General features: G+C 48.1%; 18 protein-coding genes. 11 read left to right on the top strand and 7 right to left on the bottom strand.

Annotated elements, in window-relative coordinates:
• Positions 1 to 36: 36 nt before the first annotated feature.
• Together ASC49_RS14880 and ASC49_RS14885 are read right to left on the bottom strand one after the other, a co-directional pair.
• A complete protein-coding gene (locus tag ASC49_RS14880) occupies positions 37 to 1,047 on the bottom strand; it encodes a sterol desaturase family protein (RefSeq protein WP_055464043.1) in 1,011 nt (336 codons plus the stop codon).
• 17 nt (positions 1,048 to 1,064) lie between these two features.
• Positions 1,065 to 2,435, bottom strand: a complete 1,371-nt coding sequence (locus ASC49_RS14885) for a DUF4856 domain-containing protein (protein WP_055464044.1) — start codon at positions 2,433 to 2,435, stop codon at positions 1,065 to 1,067.
• Positions 2,436 to 2,669: 234 nt separating this feature from the next.
• Between ASC49_RS14885 and ASC49_RS14890 the strand changes: the two genes are divergently transcribed.
• The 5 genes from ASC49_RS14890 to ASC49_RS14910 all read left to right on the top strand — a co-directional run bounded on the left by ASC49_RS14890 (position 2,670) and on the right by ASC49_RS14910 (position 8,209).
• Complete coding sequence (locus tag ASC49_RS14890) at positions 2,670 to 3,659, top strand: tripartite tricarboxylate transporter substrate binding protein (protein ID WP_055464045.1); 990 nt, start codon at positions 2,670 to 2,672, stop codon at positions 3,657 to 3,659.
• 70 nt (positions 3,660 to 3,729) lie between these two features.
• The gene (locus tag ASC49_RS14895; protein WP_055464046.1) at positions 3,730 to 4,239 is read left to right on the top strand and encodes a tripartite tricarboxylate transporter TctB family protein; all 510 of its coding nucleotides are present in this window, start codon (positions 3,730 to 3,732) and stop codon (positions 4,237 to 4,239) included.
• Positions 4,239 to 5,738 carry a tripartite tricarboxylate transporter permease gene (locus ASC49_RS14900; RefSeq protein WP_055464047.1) on the top strand — a complete coding sequence of 500 codons (1,500 nt, stop codon included), beginning with the start codon at positions 4,239 to 4,241 and terminating at the stop codon, positions 5,736 to 5,738. The genes ASC49_RS14895 and ASC49_RS14900 overlap by 1 nt, the downstream gene beginning before the upstream one ends.
• A 154-nt stretch (positions 5,739 to 5,892) precedes the next feature.
• The gene (locus ASC49_RS14905; protein WP_055464048.1) at positions 5,893 to 6,945 is read left to right on the top strand and encodes a hypothetical protein; all 1,053 of its coding nucleotides are present in this window, start codon (positions 5,893 to 5,895) and stop codon (positions 6,943 to 6,945) included.
• A gap of 274 nt (positions 6,946 to 7,219) precedes the next feature.
• Positions 7,220 to 8,209: an OmpA family protein gene (locus ASC49_RS14910; RefSeq protein WP_055464049.1), complete on the top strand. Its 990-nt coding sequence runs from the start codon at positions 7,220 to 7,222 to the stop codon at positions 8,207 to 8,209.
• A gap of 73 nt (positions 8,210 to 8,282) precedes the next feature.
• Here ASC49_RS14910 and ASC49_RS14915 read toward each other — a convergent pair whose 3' ends face one another.
• The 4 genes from ASC49_RS14915 to rpmE all read right to left on the bottom strand — a co-directional run bounded on the left by ASC49_RS14915 (position 8,283) and on the right by rpmE (position 11,079).
• A complete protein-coding gene (locus ASC49_RS14915) occupies positions 8,283 to 8,483 on the bottom strand; it encodes a membrane lipoprotein lipid attachment site-containing protein (protein ID WP_055464050.1) in 201 nt (66 codons plus the stop codon).
• A 196-nt stretch (positions 8,484 to 8,679) separates the two neighbouring features.
• Complete coding sequence (locus ASC49_RS14920; protein ID WP_055464051.1) at positions 8,680 to 9,948, bottom strand: malic enzyme-like NAD(P)-binding protein; 1,269 nt, start codon at positions 9,946 to 9,948, stop codon at positions 8,680 to 8,682.
• Positions 9,949 to 10,079: 131 nt separating this feature from the next.
• A complete protein-coding gene (locus tag ASC49_RS14925) occupies positions 10,080 to 10,847 on the bottom strand; it encodes a thermonuclease family protein (RefSeq protein ID WP_055464100.1) in 768 nt (255 codons plus the stop codon).
• A gap of 16 nt (positions 10,848 to 10,863) precedes the next feature.
• Entirely contained in the window at positions 10,864 to 11,079 is a 216-nt protein-coding gene (gene rpmE / locus ASC49_RS14930; protein ID WP_055464052.1) for a 50S ribosomal protein L31, read from the bottom strand.
• A gap of 269 nt (positions 11,080 to 11,348) precedes the next feature.
• On the opposite strand from rpmE, the gene ASC49_RS14935 reads away from it, so the two are divergent.
• The 6 genes from ASC49_RS14935 to ASC49_RS14960 all read left to right on the top strand — a co-directional run bounded on the left by ASC49_RS14935 (position 11,349) and on the right by ASC49_RS14960 (position 17,309).
• Positions 11,349 to 13,589: a primosomal protein N' gene (locus ASC49_RS14935; protein ID WP_055464053.1), complete on the top strand. Its 2,241-nt coding sequence runs from the start codon at positions 11,349 to 11,351 to the stop codon at positions 13,587 to 13,589.
• 15 nt (positions 13,590 to 13,604) lie between these two features.
• Positions 13,605 to 14,255 carry an SPOR domain-containing protein gene (locus ASC49_RS14940; protein ID WP_245624737.1) on the top strand — a complete coding sequence of 217 codons (651 nt, stop codon included), beginning with the start codon at positions 13,605 to 13,607 and terminating at the stop codon, positions 14,253 to 14,255.
• A 91-nt stretch (positions 14,256 to 14,346) separates the two neighbouring features.
• Positions 14,347 to 14,898, top strand: a complete 552-nt coding sequence (gene hslV / locus ASC49_RS14945) for an ATP-dependent protease subunit HslV (protein ID WP_055464055.1) — start codon at positions 14,347 to 14,349, stop codon at positions 14,896 to 14,898.
• Positions 14,899 to 14,917: 19 nt separating this feature from the next.
• Positions 14,918 to 16,240 (top strand): HslU--HslV peptidase ATPase subunit, encoded by a 1,323-nt coding sequence (gene hslU, locus ASC49_RS14950; RefSeq protein ID WP_055464056.1) that lies wholly within the window; start codon positions 14,918 to 14,920, stop codon positions 16,238 to 16,240.
• Positions 16,241 to 16,274: 34 nt separating this feature from the next.
• Complete coding sequence (locus ASC49_RS14955; protein WP_055464057.1) at positions 16,275 to 16,661, top strand: gamma-butyrobetaine hydroxylase-like domain-containing protein; 387 nt, start codon at positions 16,275 to 16,277, stop codon at positions 16,659 to 16,661.
• Positions 16,662 to 16,688: 27 nt separating this feature from the next.
• Positions 16,689 to 17,309, top strand: a complete 621-nt coding sequence (locus ASC49_RS14960) for a ubiquinone biosynthesis accessory factor UbiJ (RefSeq protein ID WP_055464058.1) — start codon at positions 16,689 to 16,691, stop codon at positions 17,307 to 17,309.
• 102 nt (positions 17,310 to 17,411) lie between these two features.
• Here the strand turns inward: ASC49_RS14960 and ASC49_RS14965 are convergent, their stop codons facing one another.
• The gene (locus tag ASC49_RS14965) at positions 17,412 to 17,882 is read right to left on the bottom strand and encodes a hypothetical protein (RefSeq protein ID WP_055464059.1); all 471 of its coding nucleotides are present in this window, start codon (positions 17,880 to 17,882) and stop codon (positions 17,412 to 17,414) included.
• Positions 17,883 to 17,957: the final 75 nt, after the last annotated feature.

The raw sequence follows: 17,957 nt of genomic DNA on the forward strand, positions 1-17,957 counted from the left end.
TGAGACGCTTTCCCACCTAGGGCGCCCCTCACAGTTTTACTGGGTTGGGCGCTTTTTTTGCCTTAATGTTTTATACAATAATCGTCCGACGCATGATGCCTTCAACTTAAGCAAGGTTAAACAGTCTTTAAAGGGTTGCAACCACTGGCCCAGAAAATTCATCTCATCAATCGCTTGGTGTGTACCGTATTCAATCCGCTGATCATCGTGACCTACATGCCAGCTGCCAAATAGGCGATCCCAAACGGCTAAGGTCACGCCAAAGTTACGATCATAATGCTGCCGTGCAACAGAATGATGCACCTGATGTTGTGCAGGAGAAATCAGCCACTTTTCTAGACGAGGACCGTAACTCAGCGCCACCCCAGAGTGACGCAAGTTAGCACCGAGCACATTGAACACAAAGGTCGTCACCAGTACACCAAATATTTGCCATAGGCTAACTTGATTGGGAAACGCTACTAAGAACAAGCTAATGACCAAACTCTGCGCCGCCATAGAGCGCAAGAAGAACAGTAATCCTTCCACCGGATGTGTGCGAAATACCGTAAACGGTGTCAGTACCTTAGCGCTGTGATGCACTTGATGAAAGGCCCATAGCCAAGGCGACTTGTGCATCGCCCAATGCACGATAAAACGAGAGAAATCATCGACCAAGAAATAACACAGGGTAAACAGCCCCATGACTAAAGCTGTGGGCCAGCCGAGCTGCAGGTCACTAAAACCTTGCTCTTGCCAAAAGAAATAAAGCCAGCTAATCCAAATCGCTTGGGTTAGTCCTTTCGGGATAAGTATGGCTAACAGCAAACGGTTCGCCAGCCATAATTGATAATCGGTACGAGCGGAGCGGTGCCACCAGATACGCCATGACAAATAAGGCTTTAAGCGCGTCCAGCCCTGCACACCGTACCTCAGAGTCAGCACTAGCCAAGCAAAGACTAACCCTGCGAACAAATAAAAGACGGAAACGCGTTTTGACGCATCCAATAAAGACGAGCCAGCTTGCGCCAGCTCGTCCCCTAACCAAATGACAAAGTTTTCAATCATTGTCTAATCGGAGCGTATTAATCGTTTTCAGCGCTCTTACCTGCGGCATCGATCTGCTTTAGCACATCGCTCATACCGCCGGTTTTATCTTCTAATTTGGCTTTCAATTCAAACTGCTGCGCCAATAAGTTCTGCACTTTTAGCATGTTTAGCTTGTATTCTTGCATGCTGCCTGCAGACGCTTGGACAAACTCACCTTTACCATTTTGTGCCACAACCTGAGCATCGCCGAACAATACTGGACTAAAGCCGATTAGACGATCAAGGTTTGCTTGCGCTTTGCCTAGGTCTCGACCGGCCGCTTCCAACGCCAAAGCGAAGCCTTTTAGCTCACCCCAGTGTTTCACGTAGTTACGGAATGACTTGCTCACGTCGCCGTGAGCTTCCTCAACTGCAGCAATTTTCTCTAGGTCAGAGTAAACACTGCCAGCGTATTTGAATGCTGCCTCAGCGATCACTTGCTGCCAAGCCGTCGCAATCGTTGCTGCGTAGCCTTTTAGCTCAGTGCGTTGCTCATCAGTAAGACGCTCGCCCTTGGCATCCGCAATTAACTGACGGCCATCGACAAACGCTTGCATGATGGTGTGGAAGTAATTGGTGCCCGCACTGGCATCAATGCTTGCCGCATAGTAAGCGTGCGCAAAGGCCATTTCAGACTTCAGGTCGACCACGCCATCGCCATTGGCATCGGCCTTAGCGAAGTATTCTGGGTTTTGCTTAGTAATTTGTACCACTTCTTCTGCGGTCAATTCCAAACCGTGAGCAGGCGCACCGAAGTAGCCAAAGGCTTCATCCCACACGTGCTCTTTGCCTGTGTACGGTACACCCTCTTTGTAGGCTTCATTGTTTGGGTGCTGATCCGCTTCTAGTTTCTCTTCTAGATAGTGGTTGACCGCTTTGTTGTAGAACACTGCCCCCATGGCAAACTTAGACACTAGTTGAACGTAGTCATAACCGTTTACAGGGTCATAGCCTTGCTTGCTGTCTGCGGCCAATTCCACCAATTGCTTTAGCAGTTCTTGACCTGTTGGGTTGCCTGGCCAGCCAGTGATGACACCGTCGTAGGCGCTTGAGAGCAGATCTTTGCCTTTGGACAATTCATCGATACTAGACTGCTTGATGGCAAAACCATCCTTGCTTACTGGGTCTAACAGCTTACGCCCCTCTTCCGTGCCAGACAGATATTGCAGCATGGCCGCTTCATCACCTTGGCTCACCATTTTCTTCAAGGAGTTATGTAGCGCATGGCGAGCGATTTGCCCCGAATAAGAAACGGATGACGTTGCCTCACCTTGGTAGCCTTTTAAGGTCACATCAAATTCGTAAGATGTGGCCCCTGCCTGCATCGCACCAGCAGCGACGATCATCGCAAGTAGGCTTTTTTTCATTGTTATACCCCTTCAAGTTAAGATAGTTGACATTATCAATCGCATTAGAAAACCCTAATTTAAGGAGAAAATAACAATTATAAGAACCATTATCAATATCATATCTAAGCAAAAGTAACTTCATCCTACCTAACACTGGATATATGAATAAATGAACTTATAATTGTGTCACTTTTTTATAGATAGACCGTGTTCAGCGGCCCCCATATCAACACACAGCGGTTCGGAGCAATCATGAAAAAACTCATCCTAAGTGCCTTTGCAGGCTTAGCCCTTTCTTCCATGGCGATGGCTGATTACCCTAATAAAGATATCCAAGGCATCATCCAGTGGGGGGCTGGCGGCTCTACCGATACCGTCATGCGTTCTGTCGCGCCTCATGCAGAAAAAGTACTCGGTGCTGATATCATCCTGACTAACCGTCCTGGAGGTGTCGGCGCGATTGCAACCAAGTTTGTGAATGCTAAAAAAGCCGATGGCTACACGCTATTGATGGGGGCCGAAAACCCGCAAATGTACAAGGTGCTGGGCCTAGCTGATATTGACTACAGCGACATGATCCCGATTAACGTGATGGCACGTGGTATTCCTATGTTGGTGGCGCAAAATGACGCTCCGTTTAATACCATGCAGGAAATGATTGACTACATTAAGGCCAATCCTGGCACGGTAAAAGTGGGATCAACTGGCCAAGGCGGTCTAGCCTCTATTGTGATGGCGATGATCGAGTCTGAAGTGGATTTAGACGTTACCACGGTTCCTTACAACGGTGACGGCCCAGCTCTGACCGCTCTTCAGGGGGGCGCAATTGATGTGATGCCTGCGGTACTGGGTGCAGCTGTCCAACACATTAAAGCTGGCCGCATGAAAGCGATTACCTTAGTCGACAACCAGCAAAACGCCGTATTACCTGAAGTAGCTCCGATTACAGAGACCTTACCTAGCCTTGAAAAATACTTACCTTACGGCCCGTTCTTTGGTGTGTTCGTAAAACAAGGCACGCCAGACGATGCGGTAGCTAAACTAACCGAAGCCTTTGCTACGGGTGCTGAAGCAGAAGATTTCAAAGCCCTAATGGAAACTCGTGGTTACGGCATTATGAACCTTTCTGGTCAACCTGCGGTGGACTTTTTGGATAACTACCGCTCAGTTTCCTCTTGGTTAGTGCACGATGCAGGCTTTGCAAAACACTCTCCTGAAGAGTTCAACATTCCGCGCCCATAATCAAATCGATTACCTTGCCACAGGCGCGCTAGGCTCAAGACTAGCGCGCCTTATTTAACGGAGAAACCCCATGTCTAGCCAGACCACTCGCTACCCCGGCGAAAGGCTGTTTAGTTTTCTACTGGTCGTTTTCAGCATCTTCTTGTTATGGCGCGCTTACCTTATCTCTGGTTTTAGTGACCTTAGTTCTCCTGGCGCGGTTCCCATGGGCGCCAGCGCGATGATGGTAATCAGCGCCTGCATTGCCTTTACTCAAACACTCAAGCAGCCTCCTGTCGAGGGAGGGCGTTTTTTTTATCACTGCTTACCAATGGTGGTAGGCTTTATGATGGCTATGGTCATCATTTATGCGGTGTTGCTAGAGCAATTAGGCTTCATTATTGCCTCACTGCTGTTTTTATTTATCACGTTGCGAACCTTATCCCAGCGCTCAGCATTGTGGTCATTAGGACTTGCCGTGATCAGCTTGGCGATCATTTACATCATCTTTCGTTTGATTTTCCAAATTGTACTGCCAGAAGGCGTAGTGCCTGAACGTGAAATTTTGGCCGTGGTTAGTCGTTTGTGGGAGGATGCTTGATGGAAGCCTTGAATTACTTTGCTCTCTCTTGGTTATCTCCTGAGCTGTTAGCGTTAACTGCATTAGGGACATTCTTGGGTATTTATGTCGGCGCTATTCCGGGACTTTCGGTGACCATGGCGGTGTCGATTTTGATCTCGTTCACCTTTTCATGGGATGTGAATAATGCTCTGTGTTTAATGGTCGGTATTTTTATGGGCGGCGTTTACGGGGGCTCCCGCACTGCGATCCTACTTAACATTCCCGGCGCGCCCTCCGCCATTGCCACGGCCCTGGACGGCTACCCACTAGCGAAAAAAGGACTCGCTGGCGAAGCCATCGGTTTATCGACAGTGATGTCAGTAATTGGTGGCTTTGTTGGCATTATTGTCTTAGCGCTAGCGGCACCCACTATTAGTGAGTTCGCCATTACCTTCCAACCGCGTGATTACTTGCTGTTAGCAATCCTCGGCTTAACCTTAGTGGGCTCTTTATCTTCCGGCAGCTTAGCTAAAGGTTTGTTTGCTGGCGCACTGGGGGTGTTAGTCGGCACAGTGGGACTTGACCCGTTAACAGCAGAAGAGCGCTTTACTTTTGGTGTGATCGAACTTTGGGATGGTATCAATGTCATTGCGGCCATGATCGGCTTGTTTGGGGTGTCTGAGGCATTGCATCAGTTGCATCATCTAGACAAGGCCATCATCAAGCAGAAGATCACTCGCATCATTCCGCCTTGGGCGGACATCCGAAAATACTTTCCCTTGAGTCTGCAATCTTCATTCATTGGGGTGATCATCGGTGCTCTGCCAGGCACAGGGGGCGATATCGCTGCTCTGATGGCTTACGATCAAGCTAAACGCTCGACTAAGAAACCAGACGTCCCCTTTGGCCATGGAGCAAAAGAAGGCTTGATTGCGCCGGAAGCGGCCAATAACGCTGCGGTCGGTGGAGCCTTCATTCCCATGCTAACACTCGGTATCCCTGGAGATGCTGTGACCGCCGTGTTTATTGGCGCGCTGTTTATTCATGGTTTAAACCCTGGGCCGTTACTGCTAGTCGAGCAGCCGCATATGTTCTGGTTTACCGTCGGCAACCTGACGCTGGCAAATATCTTCGTGTTAATTTTTGGCTTAACCGGTATTCGCATTTTCTCAAAACTAGTGGAATGCCCAAAAGGGGTGATGATTCCATTGATCATGCTGCTGTCGGTGGTTGGAGCCTACGCTATCAATAACTCGGTGATCGATATCTGGTGGATGCTCGCGTTTGGCATTCTAGGATACTTTATGCGTCTGTATAACTACCCTGTCGGACCAGTTATTTTGGGCGTGATCTTAAGTAAGCTAATGGATGAAAACTGGCGTCGAGCAATCCTCTCCGAGCGAGGAGATATGGGACAGTTTTTCGCGAATCTGTTTAGCAGCCCACTTTCCTGTGTGCTATTTGCTGCGATCGTATTAGCACTGTTCACACAAACCCCGCTGTGGACTAAAACGCTTAAACCGCGATTATTCCGTTAATCGTACTAACCTCCCCTTCCTTATATCAATAGCACGGCTTTTTGCCGTGTTATTGCATTTAATTATTCTCAATATGTCCAACAAATCGCTTTTATTATTGAGAAAACCTCCTATGATCGAGTTTTCTTATGTAGTTATTTGAGGATGTCGCTGCGTGCTAAACGAAGAGTTTATTGATCTACTAAAACGCCTGATTCGTGCCCCTTCTGTGGTGGGTGCTGAGCATTCTTTTTTTCGTGTATTACAACGTGAGTTGGAAGAGCGCGGCGCTAATGTGACCTGGTATGAAGGTGTCTTAGTGGCTCAGGGCAGCGACCCTTTTAGCACCATGTTTTCGGCACACATCGATCGCCATGGCTTGGTCTGCACTGGCCCAAATGAGTTTCAATACGCCGCCTTTGTGTCAGCCAACCGGACCGATTTATTAAACAACTCCGTCTCAGAGCAGCTGATGACTAAGGTGACAGAACGTTTTAACCAAGAACGCGTCTACGCCTATGAGCCTTGGTCTGGTATTTACCGTGGTAAAGGCATGATCCGCAACGGCTACATTTGTGAGTTTCGTAATAACTTGATCTTTGAAGTAGAAGGTCTAGAAGGCGTGGTAGCTGGAACACCGGTCGCCTTTGAAGATACCTTAGCGAAAAATGGCGATCGTCTCGAAGGCCAATTAGATAACGTACTCTCGGCCGCGTCTTTAGTACATTTGTTTAGCCTCGGTTTTAAAGGGACGGCGTTTTTTACCGCCCAAGAAGAAGCGGGTAAAAGTTGGCGTTACTTATTGGAATGGTTCCGTCGTTTCGGTGGCACGACCAACCGCTTGTTCGTAGTAGATACCAGTCCATTCCCTGATATTGAAAGCGCTAATCAGCAACTTTTGGTATTGCGTGAGAAAGATGCGAACGCCTCTTTTAATGAAGAGAGTACGGCTTTGCTACAACAGCTTTGTGAAGAGATCGGCTTTAGCTACCTTTACAAAAACCGCTATGTAGAAGCGGAGAACGCAAAATTGGTTGCCACAGGCCAAGCACCCAACTCGTTAGGTAGCACGGAATTGGGTCGTATTATCGCTGCGTCTAATGGTCTAGTAGATGGTACAACACTACAAATTCCAACCACGGGTTACCATACCATGCACGAATCAGCGTCGATTGCTTCAATTAATGCCTTTCTCATGATGCTTCAGTCCATCGCAAACCTACGATAAAGCCTACACATTTTGTCCATTAACTCTCTTTTGACCTATGCTCGAAAGAGAGTTGTGCAAAAGTCATGTAATTGCGCTCTTGTTTTTTCAAGCATTTTAACAAGCTACTGACTTCAGATTGTGTAAAGAGGGTTATTAGTGTCAGTTTTGTGTCAATAGGCGCTAAATACCGCACAAAGTAGACACTACTTGCACTTTTATATCGCAGTCTAATTTTAAAAAATTAATGTACACTTAAGTTATCACCAAGTGACATTCCCCTAAGGAGAGAGACATGTCTAACATTTTTAAGAAAACAGCGGTTCTTAGTAGTATCCTTGCAGCATCTGCCGTAGCGACAGTCGCTCAAGCGGATCAGCCAGTAGCAGGTTTCACTCTGACACCAATGATTGGTTACTCTGCGCCGGATAACAACCGTGATCTAGATGACGATCGCGCATTGGGTTTAGGTCTTGGCTACCAATTCAACAGCCCATGGGCAATTGAGTTCACTTACCTAAATCTAGACAGCGAACTTAGCAACGGCCAAGACATCGACGCTGACCAGTACCGTCTTGATGGTCTATACAGCTTCTTCAGTGAATCTAGCGTAACACCTTACCTAGCCGCTGGTTTGGGTACAACGGAATACAGCAACAACCTACACGGTGATGGCAACACTCAACTTAACGTAGGTGGTGGTTTGAAATTCGCTCTAAGCGATAACACAGCTCTACGTGCTGACTACCGTCTGATCGATGACCTAGAAGCAGATCACCTAGATCAAGTTGCAACACTAGGCCTACAGTACACTTTTGGTAAGAAGAAAGCTGAGCCAGCACCTGTTGTTGTCGCAGCAGCGCCTGCACCTGTAGTTGAACCAGAGCCAGTGGTTGAGCCAGAGCCAGTTAAAACGGTACTGCCGTACGACATCCACTTCGGCTTCGATTCTGCACACGTTGCTCAATCAGAATTCTCTGATCTACAAAGCATCGCTGACCACTTAGCAGCTCACCCAGATCAAGTGGCTCAGATCCGCGGTTTTGCAGATTCAACTGGCGCGCAAGAGTACAACAAAGAGCTATCTGAGAAACGTGCTAAAGCAGTAGCAAAACTACTGGTTGAAGACTTCGGTGTAGATGCTAGCCGTCTAGACACTGTGGGTTACGGTGAAATGTACCCAGTAGTAAGCAACGACACTAAAGCGAACCGTCAGCTAAACCGTCGTGCGACAACAGTTTCCTTCTCTTCTCGTGAAGCAATGGAAAACGATATGCCTAACTAAGTCATAGACTTGGTAAAATGAAAAAACCAGACTTCGGTCTGGTTTTTTTTGGTCTGGACAACAGATAGATAGGCTAGCGGCAATTACCTTTTTTTGCTTGCCCTGGAGGGCAGAAGCCTCGCTCGTCACCATCGTAATCATGCTTGCGCTGATAATCATGGTCGCCACTGCGGCTCGCCTCTACATCAACGCCACCGATTTCACCTGCTACACGGTGCACTGAACACCCAGATAGCACCAAAGTGGCCAATATCACAAACAGTGTGTTTTGCATCGTCTCTCTCCTATTATTTGGTTAATCTCGCCAGATTACCGAATGTTAAAATAGACGGTCTAATAGCTTTACAGCCTGATCACAGTACTTTGCTATATACAGACATTCACTACTCCTACGTAAAGTAGTGCACAAAAAAAGGCGATGTGCCAAACGCACATCGCCTTTTGCTAGAAACTGTCTCGTTGTTTGCGTATTAAGCTTCGAAACGAGAAAAGTCAGTCAGTGGGTAGAAGTCTGGGTATGGTAGAGACGCAACGCCAGAATCAACCGCCGCTTTCGCTACTGCTGCCGATACATTGGTCAGTAGTCGCGCATCCATTGGTTTTGGCAAAATATACTCTTTACCAAACTCCAACGCTGCACCGCCGTACGCATTGATCACGTCTTGTGGAACTGGCTCTTTTGCCAAGTCTTTCAGAGCATGTACTGCTGCGACTTTCATTTCTTCATTGATTTTGGTGGCACGAACGTCCAATGCACCACGGAAAATGAATGGGAAGCCAAGTACGTTGTTCACCTGATTCGGGTAATCAGAACGGCCTGTTGCCATGATTAGATCCGAACGTGCTGCCAGTGCCGCTTCAGGGTTAATTTCTGGATCAGGGTTAGAACAAGCGAAGACAATCGGGTTAGCCGCCATTTTGTTCAATTGATCTACCGTTAGTAGATCTGGACCAGAAACGCCGATAAATACGTCAGCGCCATCGATAGCATCATCAAGGTTGCGAGCATCGGTATCAATCGCAAACGTTGCTTTGTATTCGTTTAGATCATTACGGCCAGAGTGGATCACGCCATTACGGTCTAGCACGAAGATGTTCTCACGCTTTGCACCACACGCAATGATTAGGTTCATACAAGCTGTTGCTGCAGCACCCGCACCTAGACAAACGATTTTCGCGTCTTCGATCGCTTTGCCTTGAAGCTCTAGTGCGTTTAACAGGCCTGCTGCGGTTACGATCGCAGTACCGTGTTGATCATCGTGGAAAACAGGGATTGAACAACGTTCAATCAACTGACGTTCGATTTCAAAACACTCAGGTGCTTTGATGTCTTCTAGGTTGATACCGCCGTAAGTGTTAGCAATACGCGCTACAGTATCAATGAAGGCTTCTGGGCTTTCTGCTTCAACTTCAACGTCTACAGAGTTCACACCAGCGAAGCGCTTGAATAATACCCCTTTACCTTCCATAACAGGCTTAGATGCCAATGGACCGATGTTGCCTAGGCCAAGTACCGCTGTACCATCAGAAATAACGGCGACTAGGTTACCTTTGCCAGTGTAACGGTAAGCTGCTTCTGGATCTTTGGCGATTTCACGGCAAGGCTCTGCTACGCCAGGGCTGTAGGCCAAAGATAGGTCGCGTGATGTTGCGGTTGGCTTGCTGATAGTGATGCTAAGTTTGCCTGGTACTGGTTTCTCATGGTACTCAAGCGCCGCTTGTTTTAGATCTTCTGCCATTTTTGTTATTCCGTCTAAATTAGTAGTGTTGTTCGTTTGCTTTGCAGCAGTGGGCTTCTTTCTAGCCTAGTGATGCAGATGACATCGGTCTAGAAGAAGCTCCTTATATAATTATGTTAGTTTGTCGGTGTTTAATCCGACGACTCAATTCTACGTAAGTCTTGAGGATGTTTCACCGTTAAAACGACAGATTTAAATCGATCTTTACGATGATTCTTGCGTTGATACTGCCAACCACGAGCTTCGACTGATTTACCTTGCAGAAAATAGATATCTTTTTCGGACCAGTAATGTTCAGCGTATCGGGGAATGTTGATCACTAGATCCTGTGAAGTTTCCAGCCACCAACCACCACGATTGTGTGTGATTGACGTAAGTTTGGATCGTGCAACCGCAAAGCCAGCTTGTGGCTGCCATTGGGTTGGATGTTGCCATAGCCCACGTTTCGCCTCCCGGGCAATTTGCTCGGATTTTGCAAAACAATCCTGATAACGAATATTGGGCGGCACAGCAATACGATAGCCTAATCCATCAGATAGTAACTGACTTGCTATCGACTCTCGATCTTTCGTAAATAAATAATACAGCTTACGGCCATAGCGGTCTTCGCTTTCCTGCGCGCTTTGCCAGTAAACTTGATCTCCCGCAAGAGAAGAGAGACGTTGCTTTGCTTCTAAAGCAAAGGCTTCGTGACGACCATTTTCGTGGTCTAATTCTGGTGTATTGACACCAACTAAACGCACTTTACGGCCATCACTTAAGTGCAACGTATCGCCGTCAACAATACGCTGCACCTGTGCGACTTGCAAATCTCCCTGTGCAAGACACTGCCCGTAGCTTGAAGACGACAGGCATAAAAAAAGCGCCAAGAGAGCTTGGCGCTTTTTTTGAATCAGCATACGTGCCATCCACCAATTACTTAGTAGAACGACGAGCTCCGAAACGCTTGTTGAAGCGATCAACACGACCACCTGTATCAACCATTTTCTGTTGACCAGTGTAGAATGGGTGGCAGTTGCTGCATACGTCGATGTGCAGGTCGTTACCTAGTGTTGAGTTTAGAGACAGAGTGTTGCCACAAGTACAAGTTGCAGAAACAGCTGAGTAATTTGGGTGGATATCTTTTTTCATCGTTTTTTACCTTAAGGTTTGGTGTGCCGCCACTTAGTCATTAATTAACGTCGCTAAGCACCGCACGATTCGTTGTACATCAATTGTACAGTGGTACCAAGAGCCGCGTATTTTAGGCGTCAAAGCGCCATTCGGCAAGCCCTTTTACGATAATTTCCCTGCTTGAAAAGCCGCGAAAAGTTCACATTTTCCATCCAGACTCACGTACACTTACTAGATAATCCGTTGTGTAAAATCTTTTTGCTGGTAAATCAAGGTATTAGTCTTTTATGGTCGACACGCTTCTTACCCAAGACCCGTATGTCAAAGTTGCACTAAATGTGCCGCTCCGAGCCACATTTGACTATAAAATCCCTAAAGCTTTGGCCTATCGGCATCACATTCGCCCCGGCATGCGCGTCAAAGTGCCCTTTGGTAAGGGCGATCGTCACAGCATTGGTCTCGTGATTGAAACCAGTGTTAGCAGCGACTACCCAGATACCCAGATTAAACCCATTACCGCCCTGCTTGATGACAGCCCAATTATCTCTCAAGAGCTGTTTGACCTGTGCGCTTGGGCGGCACGCTACTACCATCACCCGATTGGCGAAGTATTTTTCCACGCATTGCCAACCAGTTTGCGTAAAGGCGAAACAGCCGATTTTCGCACAGAAACTTGGTGGTTTCTAACCGAGCAAGGTAAGACGACAGATATTGAATCGTTGAAAAACGCCAAGCAACAAAAAGCCTTTCTAGACGCCCTAAAGCAACATGCAGAACATGGCCTAAGCCCCCACTTGCTGACAGTTTTTGAACTCACTAGCGCGGCAGCCAAGGGATTAGAAAAGAAAGGCTTAGTACGTAGCGAACAGCGCAGTTTCATCAAATCGGTGGAAACTCACGCCCATCAAAAGCAAGTACCGCCGACGCTTAACCCTGAGCAAGCCGCCGCCACCCACGCCATTTTGGCCATGCGTAATGAATTTGGTGTAGCCTTACTTGATGGCATTACTGGCAGCGGTAAAACCGAGGTGTTCCTGCGTGCTATCGAAGCCTTACTGAAAGATGACAAGCAAATTCTAGTGATGGTGCCGGAAATCGGCCTAACACCGCAAACCCTGCGTCGCTTCGAAAGTCGCTTCAATACTGACATTGTCTTGATGCATTCCAATATGACCGACCGTGAGCGCTTGGATGCTTGGTTGATGATTGAACATGGGCAAGCCAATATCATCATCGGCACTCGGTCCTCCGTATTTGTACCGGCAACACGCTTGGGGTTAATCATCATCGATGAAGAGCATGACGCCTCCTACAAGCAGCATGAAGGCTTCCGTTATCATGCCCGCGACTTAGCCATTAAACGCGCCCAAGGTTTACACATACCGGTGCTATTAGCCTCAGCGACGCCTTCCTATGAAAGCATGGCCAATGCGCTGCAAAAGCGCTATCACTGGCTCAAACTGCGACAACGAGCGGGCGACGCTCAACTGCCACAAATGGAGCGGGTCGACTTGCGCGGCCAAAGCCTGAAACAAGGTTTTAGCGAACACACCCTAGAGCGCATGCGTCAAACCCTTGAGCGCAAAGAACAAGTGCTCGTCTTTCTAAACCGTCGCGGTTACGCCCCTACTTTAATGTGTCACCAATGCGGTTGGATCGCCGCCTGTGATCATTGCGATGTGAATCTGACCGTACATAAACGAGCCAACAAACTGCACTGTCACCATTGCGACAGTCACAAAGCTCTGTTGCATACCTGTCCTGAGTGCCACAGTACCGAGTTGTTCACTGTCGGCGAAGGCACAGAGCAGATCGAAGGCGTTTTAAATCAATACTTCAAGCACACGCCCGTATTGCGTATCGACCGAGACAGCACGCAACGCAAAACTGCGCTAACACAGATTACCCAGAAGATTCACGAGCACGATCAAGCCATTTTGGTGGGCACACAAATGCTCGCTAAAGGCCATCATTTCCCTAACGTCACCCTAGTGGTGATTATGGATGCAGACGTAGGTCTGTTCTCATCCGATTTTCGTGGCATGGAGCGCACCGCGCAATTAATTACTCAAGTCGCCGGGCGGGCGGGACGTAGCTCTAAACGAGGTCATGTGTTGCTGCAAACTTATCATCCTGATCACAGTGCCATCGAGTGCTTGTGTGTGCAAGGCTATGAAGCGCTCGCCATGAGCGGCCTGCGTGAACGCCAACAATTAGCACTGCCACCGTTTTATCATCAAGTCGTGATCCGTGCGGAGTCGCAACAAGAGCAACAAGCCATGAGCTTATTGATGCAGCTGCGCAACCAAATGTCCGTTCATTTGTCAGAGGAAATGCAGATCGTTGGCCCCTATGCTGCGATTATCGTGCGTAAAGCCGGCCAACATCGCGCGCTACTCAGCCTAAAAAGTCCACAACGGGGAAATCTTCACCGAATTGTTGCCTTAGCAAGCCAATGGCTTGAGCAAAATACGAAAAATCATAAAATTCGCTTCGCGATCGACGTCGATCCGCTGGAAACTTTTTAACGCACTGCGCATAATGTGCGCACTTTATTCGAAACCCTAACTCACATGTTTGATTTGATGCTCTTAGCAACCAAAACTAGCCGTCCACGAAAAGGCGCGACCCGCAAAGCGCCAACACCGCCACCGAAGCGCTCTGTACCTTGGTGGCTTTGGTTAGTCGTTCCTCTACTAGTCATTGGTTTTGTGTTTGTCTTGGTAAAATTGGCCGCGGTTGAAACCAACCAAGCCAACACCGCCCCGATCAAAACTGCTACACCAGTGAAAGTCGAACCAGCGGCGCCGAAGACCCCGGCTAAAATAGACAACAAGGCGCCAGAAGCACCAGCCAAACGAGAAACCTTCGAGTTTTACCAACTGCTGCAAGACAGCGAAGTGGACACCAGCCATGTGGACGCTTACGAGTACCAGCCTCGTGAAGAAGAAAACTTCAGCTACATGATTCAAGCAGCGTCTTTCCGTTCTAGTGCGGACGCAGATCGTTTGCGTGCCAAACTGATCCTGTCAGGCCTTGAAGCACATATTAAAGCCAGTGAAAGTAAAGATGGCGGAACTTGGTATCGTGTAACGGTCGGTCCGTTTACAACGCGCTCCGCAGAAAGCCGTGCGCAGGACAAACTGGCACGCATGGGGCTCAACTCCTACACCTATAAAGTGCCAAACGAGTAATAAATATTAAAGCACTCAACCTTTCTGGTTGGGTGCTTGAAATCCTCACGCTTACCCCCATTTTGATAAGTAATCGAATGTGGAGTAAATCATGACTACGATTCTAACCGTACGCAAAGACAATCAAGTCGTCGTTGGTGGCGATGGACAAGTTTCCCTAGGCAACACCGTAATGAAGGGCAATGCCCGTAAGGTGCGTCGTCTATACCGTGGCGAAGTGATCGCAGGGTTTGCTGGGGGCACGGCTGACGCATTCACTTTATTTGAGCGCTTTGAAGGCCAACTTGAGAAACACCAAGGTCACCTCGTCCGAGCAGCTGTTGATCTCGCTAAAGATTGGCGTTCTGACAAAGCACTACGCCGACTCGAAGCCATGTTGATCGTGGCCAACAAAGACAGCACCCTAATCATCACAGGTAACGGCGATGTGGTCGAACCTCAGCACGGCGCCCTAGCGATTGGCTCTGGCGGCAACTTCGCCGAAGCAGCCGCTCGCGCACTGCTAGACAATACTGAGCTCAGCGCGCAAGACATCGTTGAGAAAAGTCTAAACATCGCGGCCGACATTTGTGTCTTCACCAATCACAATTTAACGATCGAAACCATTAATATCGATCCAAAGCTTGAAGACCAATCTAAGTAACGAATTGAGAGATTAAAGCATGAGCAACATGACCCCACGTGAAACGGTCAATGCCTTAGACCAACACATTATCGGCCAACAAAGCGCTAAGCGCGCGGTGGCGATTGCCCTACGTAACCGCTGGCGCCGCATGCAACTTCCTGATGACATGCGCGCAGAAGTAACGCCTAAAAACATCCTGATGATCGGTCCAACCGGTGTCGGTAAAACTGAGATTGCGCGCCGTTTAGCCAAGCTTGCTAACGCACCTTTCATCAAAATTGAAGCGACAAAATTCACTGAAGTCGGTTACGTGGGTCGCGATGTCGATTCCATCATCCGTGATCTAATGGAAACGTCGATCAAAATGCTGCGCGAACAAGAAACCGAGCGTATGAAGCATAAAGCAGAAGACGCGGCAGAAGATCGCATCCTAGATGCTTTACTGCCACCAGCTCGTGGGTTTGAAGAAGAGTCCGCATCCAGCTCCACTCGCCAAGCGTTCCGCAAAAAACTACGCGAAGGCCAACTGGATGACAAAGAAATCGACATTGAGGTTTCGGACGCACCAATGGGCGTGGAAATCATGACCCCACCGGGCATGGAAGAAATGACCAGCCAGTTGCAGAGCCTATTCTCAAACATGGGCGGCGACCGTAAGAAAAAACGTAAGCTCAAAGTCAAAGATGCACTGCGTCAGATCCGCGATGAAGAAGCGGCGAAGTTAGTCAACGAAGACGAGCTGAAAGCCCGCGCGGTGGAAGCCGTTGAGCAACACGGTATCGTATTTTTAGACGAGATCGATAAGGTCGCGAAAAGCTCCGAACGCTCCAGCGGTGAAGTGTCTCGTGAAGGTGTTCAGCGTGACCTATTGCCATTGATTGAAGGTTGTACCGTCAGCACCAAATACGGCATGATCAAAACCGATCACATTCTATTTATCGCATCGGGCGCTTTCCATCTATCTAAACCATCGGATTTGATTCCTGAGCTACAGGGTCGCTTGCCAATTCGTGTTGAGCTAAATGCGCTAACCGTGGACGATTTCAAACGTATTTTGACTGAACCCAGCGCTTCTTTGACTAAACAGTACGTGGCACTGGCGAAGACGGAGAACATTAACATAAACTTCACTGACGAAGGCATTACTCGCATCGCCGAGATCGCTTGCCAAGTAAACGAACGTACCGAAAACATCGGCGCCCGTCGTCTACACACCGTACTAGAGCGTTTGCTGGAAGAAGTGTCTTACTCAGCGAGTGATATGCCAGATGGTCAACAGGTGGATATCACGGCCGAGTACGTTAACCAGCAACTTGGCGAAGTGGCGGACAACGAAGACCTTAGCCAGTACATTTTGTAATTTGATAACCCTTTGAAATAGATCGAGACGCACCATGGCAACGCTAGTTCCAACAAAAATTCACTACCATAAACAATCCCGTGAACTGGAGCTGGCGTTTTCCGATGGCTCGAACTATCGCCTGAGCGCTGAATATTTACGCGTGCATTCACCGTCAGCGGAAGTCCGCGGTCATGGAGCACAGATTCCGATTCTGCAACATGGCAAACGCAATGTAATGATCATGAACATCGAAGCGGCGGGCAACTACGCGTTGAAGATCACCTTCGACGATGGCCATGACTCTGGTCTGTACTCTTGGGATTACCTGTACAACCTTGGTAAAAACCATGATGAGCTATGGCAGATGTACTTAGATCGCTTAGAAAAAGAAGGCCGCACACGCGACTCTTCTGCGATCCAAATCCATCAGGTTCACTAACTGACTGTCTAACGAACGAGCGTACCCATGACAATTAGCCTTGCGGCCCTTGGCTCTATTGAGCACGCGGTGAATTATGCCCTCAAGCAAGATCCACCGTCACAGCGTCATCTCGCCAAATTGGCTGGCCAACAGATCTTCTTAGAAGTAGAGGACTTTAACCTCATTCTGCAGATTCATGTGCTCGAACAAGGCGTCATGCTCGATCGCCCTGAAAGCATGGAAGAGGTGGAGTTGGATGCCAAGCTTGATACCCATGTAAAAGGCCCGAGCAGCGCGTACCGTAAACTGCTTGAAGGCGATGGTTTCTTTGATGGCGACCTACGCATTCGCGGTAACGCGCAAGCACTGATGACACTTCACAAAGTCATGCAAGGCTTTGAATTTGATTGGGAGGGCATCCTCGCCGACAAAGTCGGTGACCTCGCAGCGGCCACCTTTGCACGCTTGATTCGCACGCAATGGTCAATCACCAAAGAGCTGACCACCAATGCCCGCGTGCAACTGGTGAACTATCTACAATCCAACAGCCAACTACTGCCGAGCAAAATCGAGTTTGATCACTTCGTTGATGAAACAGAACGTTTAGGCATGCAGATCGAACGCTTTGAGGCTAAGTTAAAACTGGCGGAGCGCAAGCGAAGCTAAACTATCAAGCATTTCGCCTTTGAGCTCTATCCCTACTACCTAAAGACTAAAGAGCTTCATTAAAAAGCCAGCATATGCTGGCTTATACCGTTTCCATTAATATTACTTACGACTACTTTGCACTTCGTATAAACGGTAAAATTCGTGTTGATCATAAGAACCATGAGAGAAGCACAGTTCGTAGTTTAGATCTTTAGGTAATTTACCTTCTGGCGTGTACAGGCCAGCATAGCCCGGAATGTATAGCTTAGAATGGCGATCTGTACCATCAAAGTACAGCATACTTTGGGTAGCACCATCGGCTTTATTAATCATACGGTACTTAAGCGCACCACTATCAATATCCTCAGCTTTGTACATAATCGCTTGATCATTAATATCAGTGTCTACACCCGAAATACGTACAAGGAAATCTTTTGCAGATTTTTCGCCAACACGCATCACAGATACTGTGATCGGGGTACCACACCCTTCGTAGTTGTAAACAACCCTGCCAAGATCCGGGCGCTCTTGCGCAGCAAATGTCATAGCGGAGAAGGTGGCACCAAGGCCAATAAGAAGCTTGCGATACATAATATCAGTCCATTGTGTTTTATGAAGGGCTGAACATTAACAAGCCCCGAGAACTGGTAAAAGTATAAATTTTAT

It is taken from the genome of Marinomonas fungiae, assembly GCF_001418205.1.
Lineage (GTDB): Bacteria > Pseudomonadota > Gammaproteobacteria > Pseudomonadales > Marinomonadaceae > Marinomonas > Marinomonas fungiae.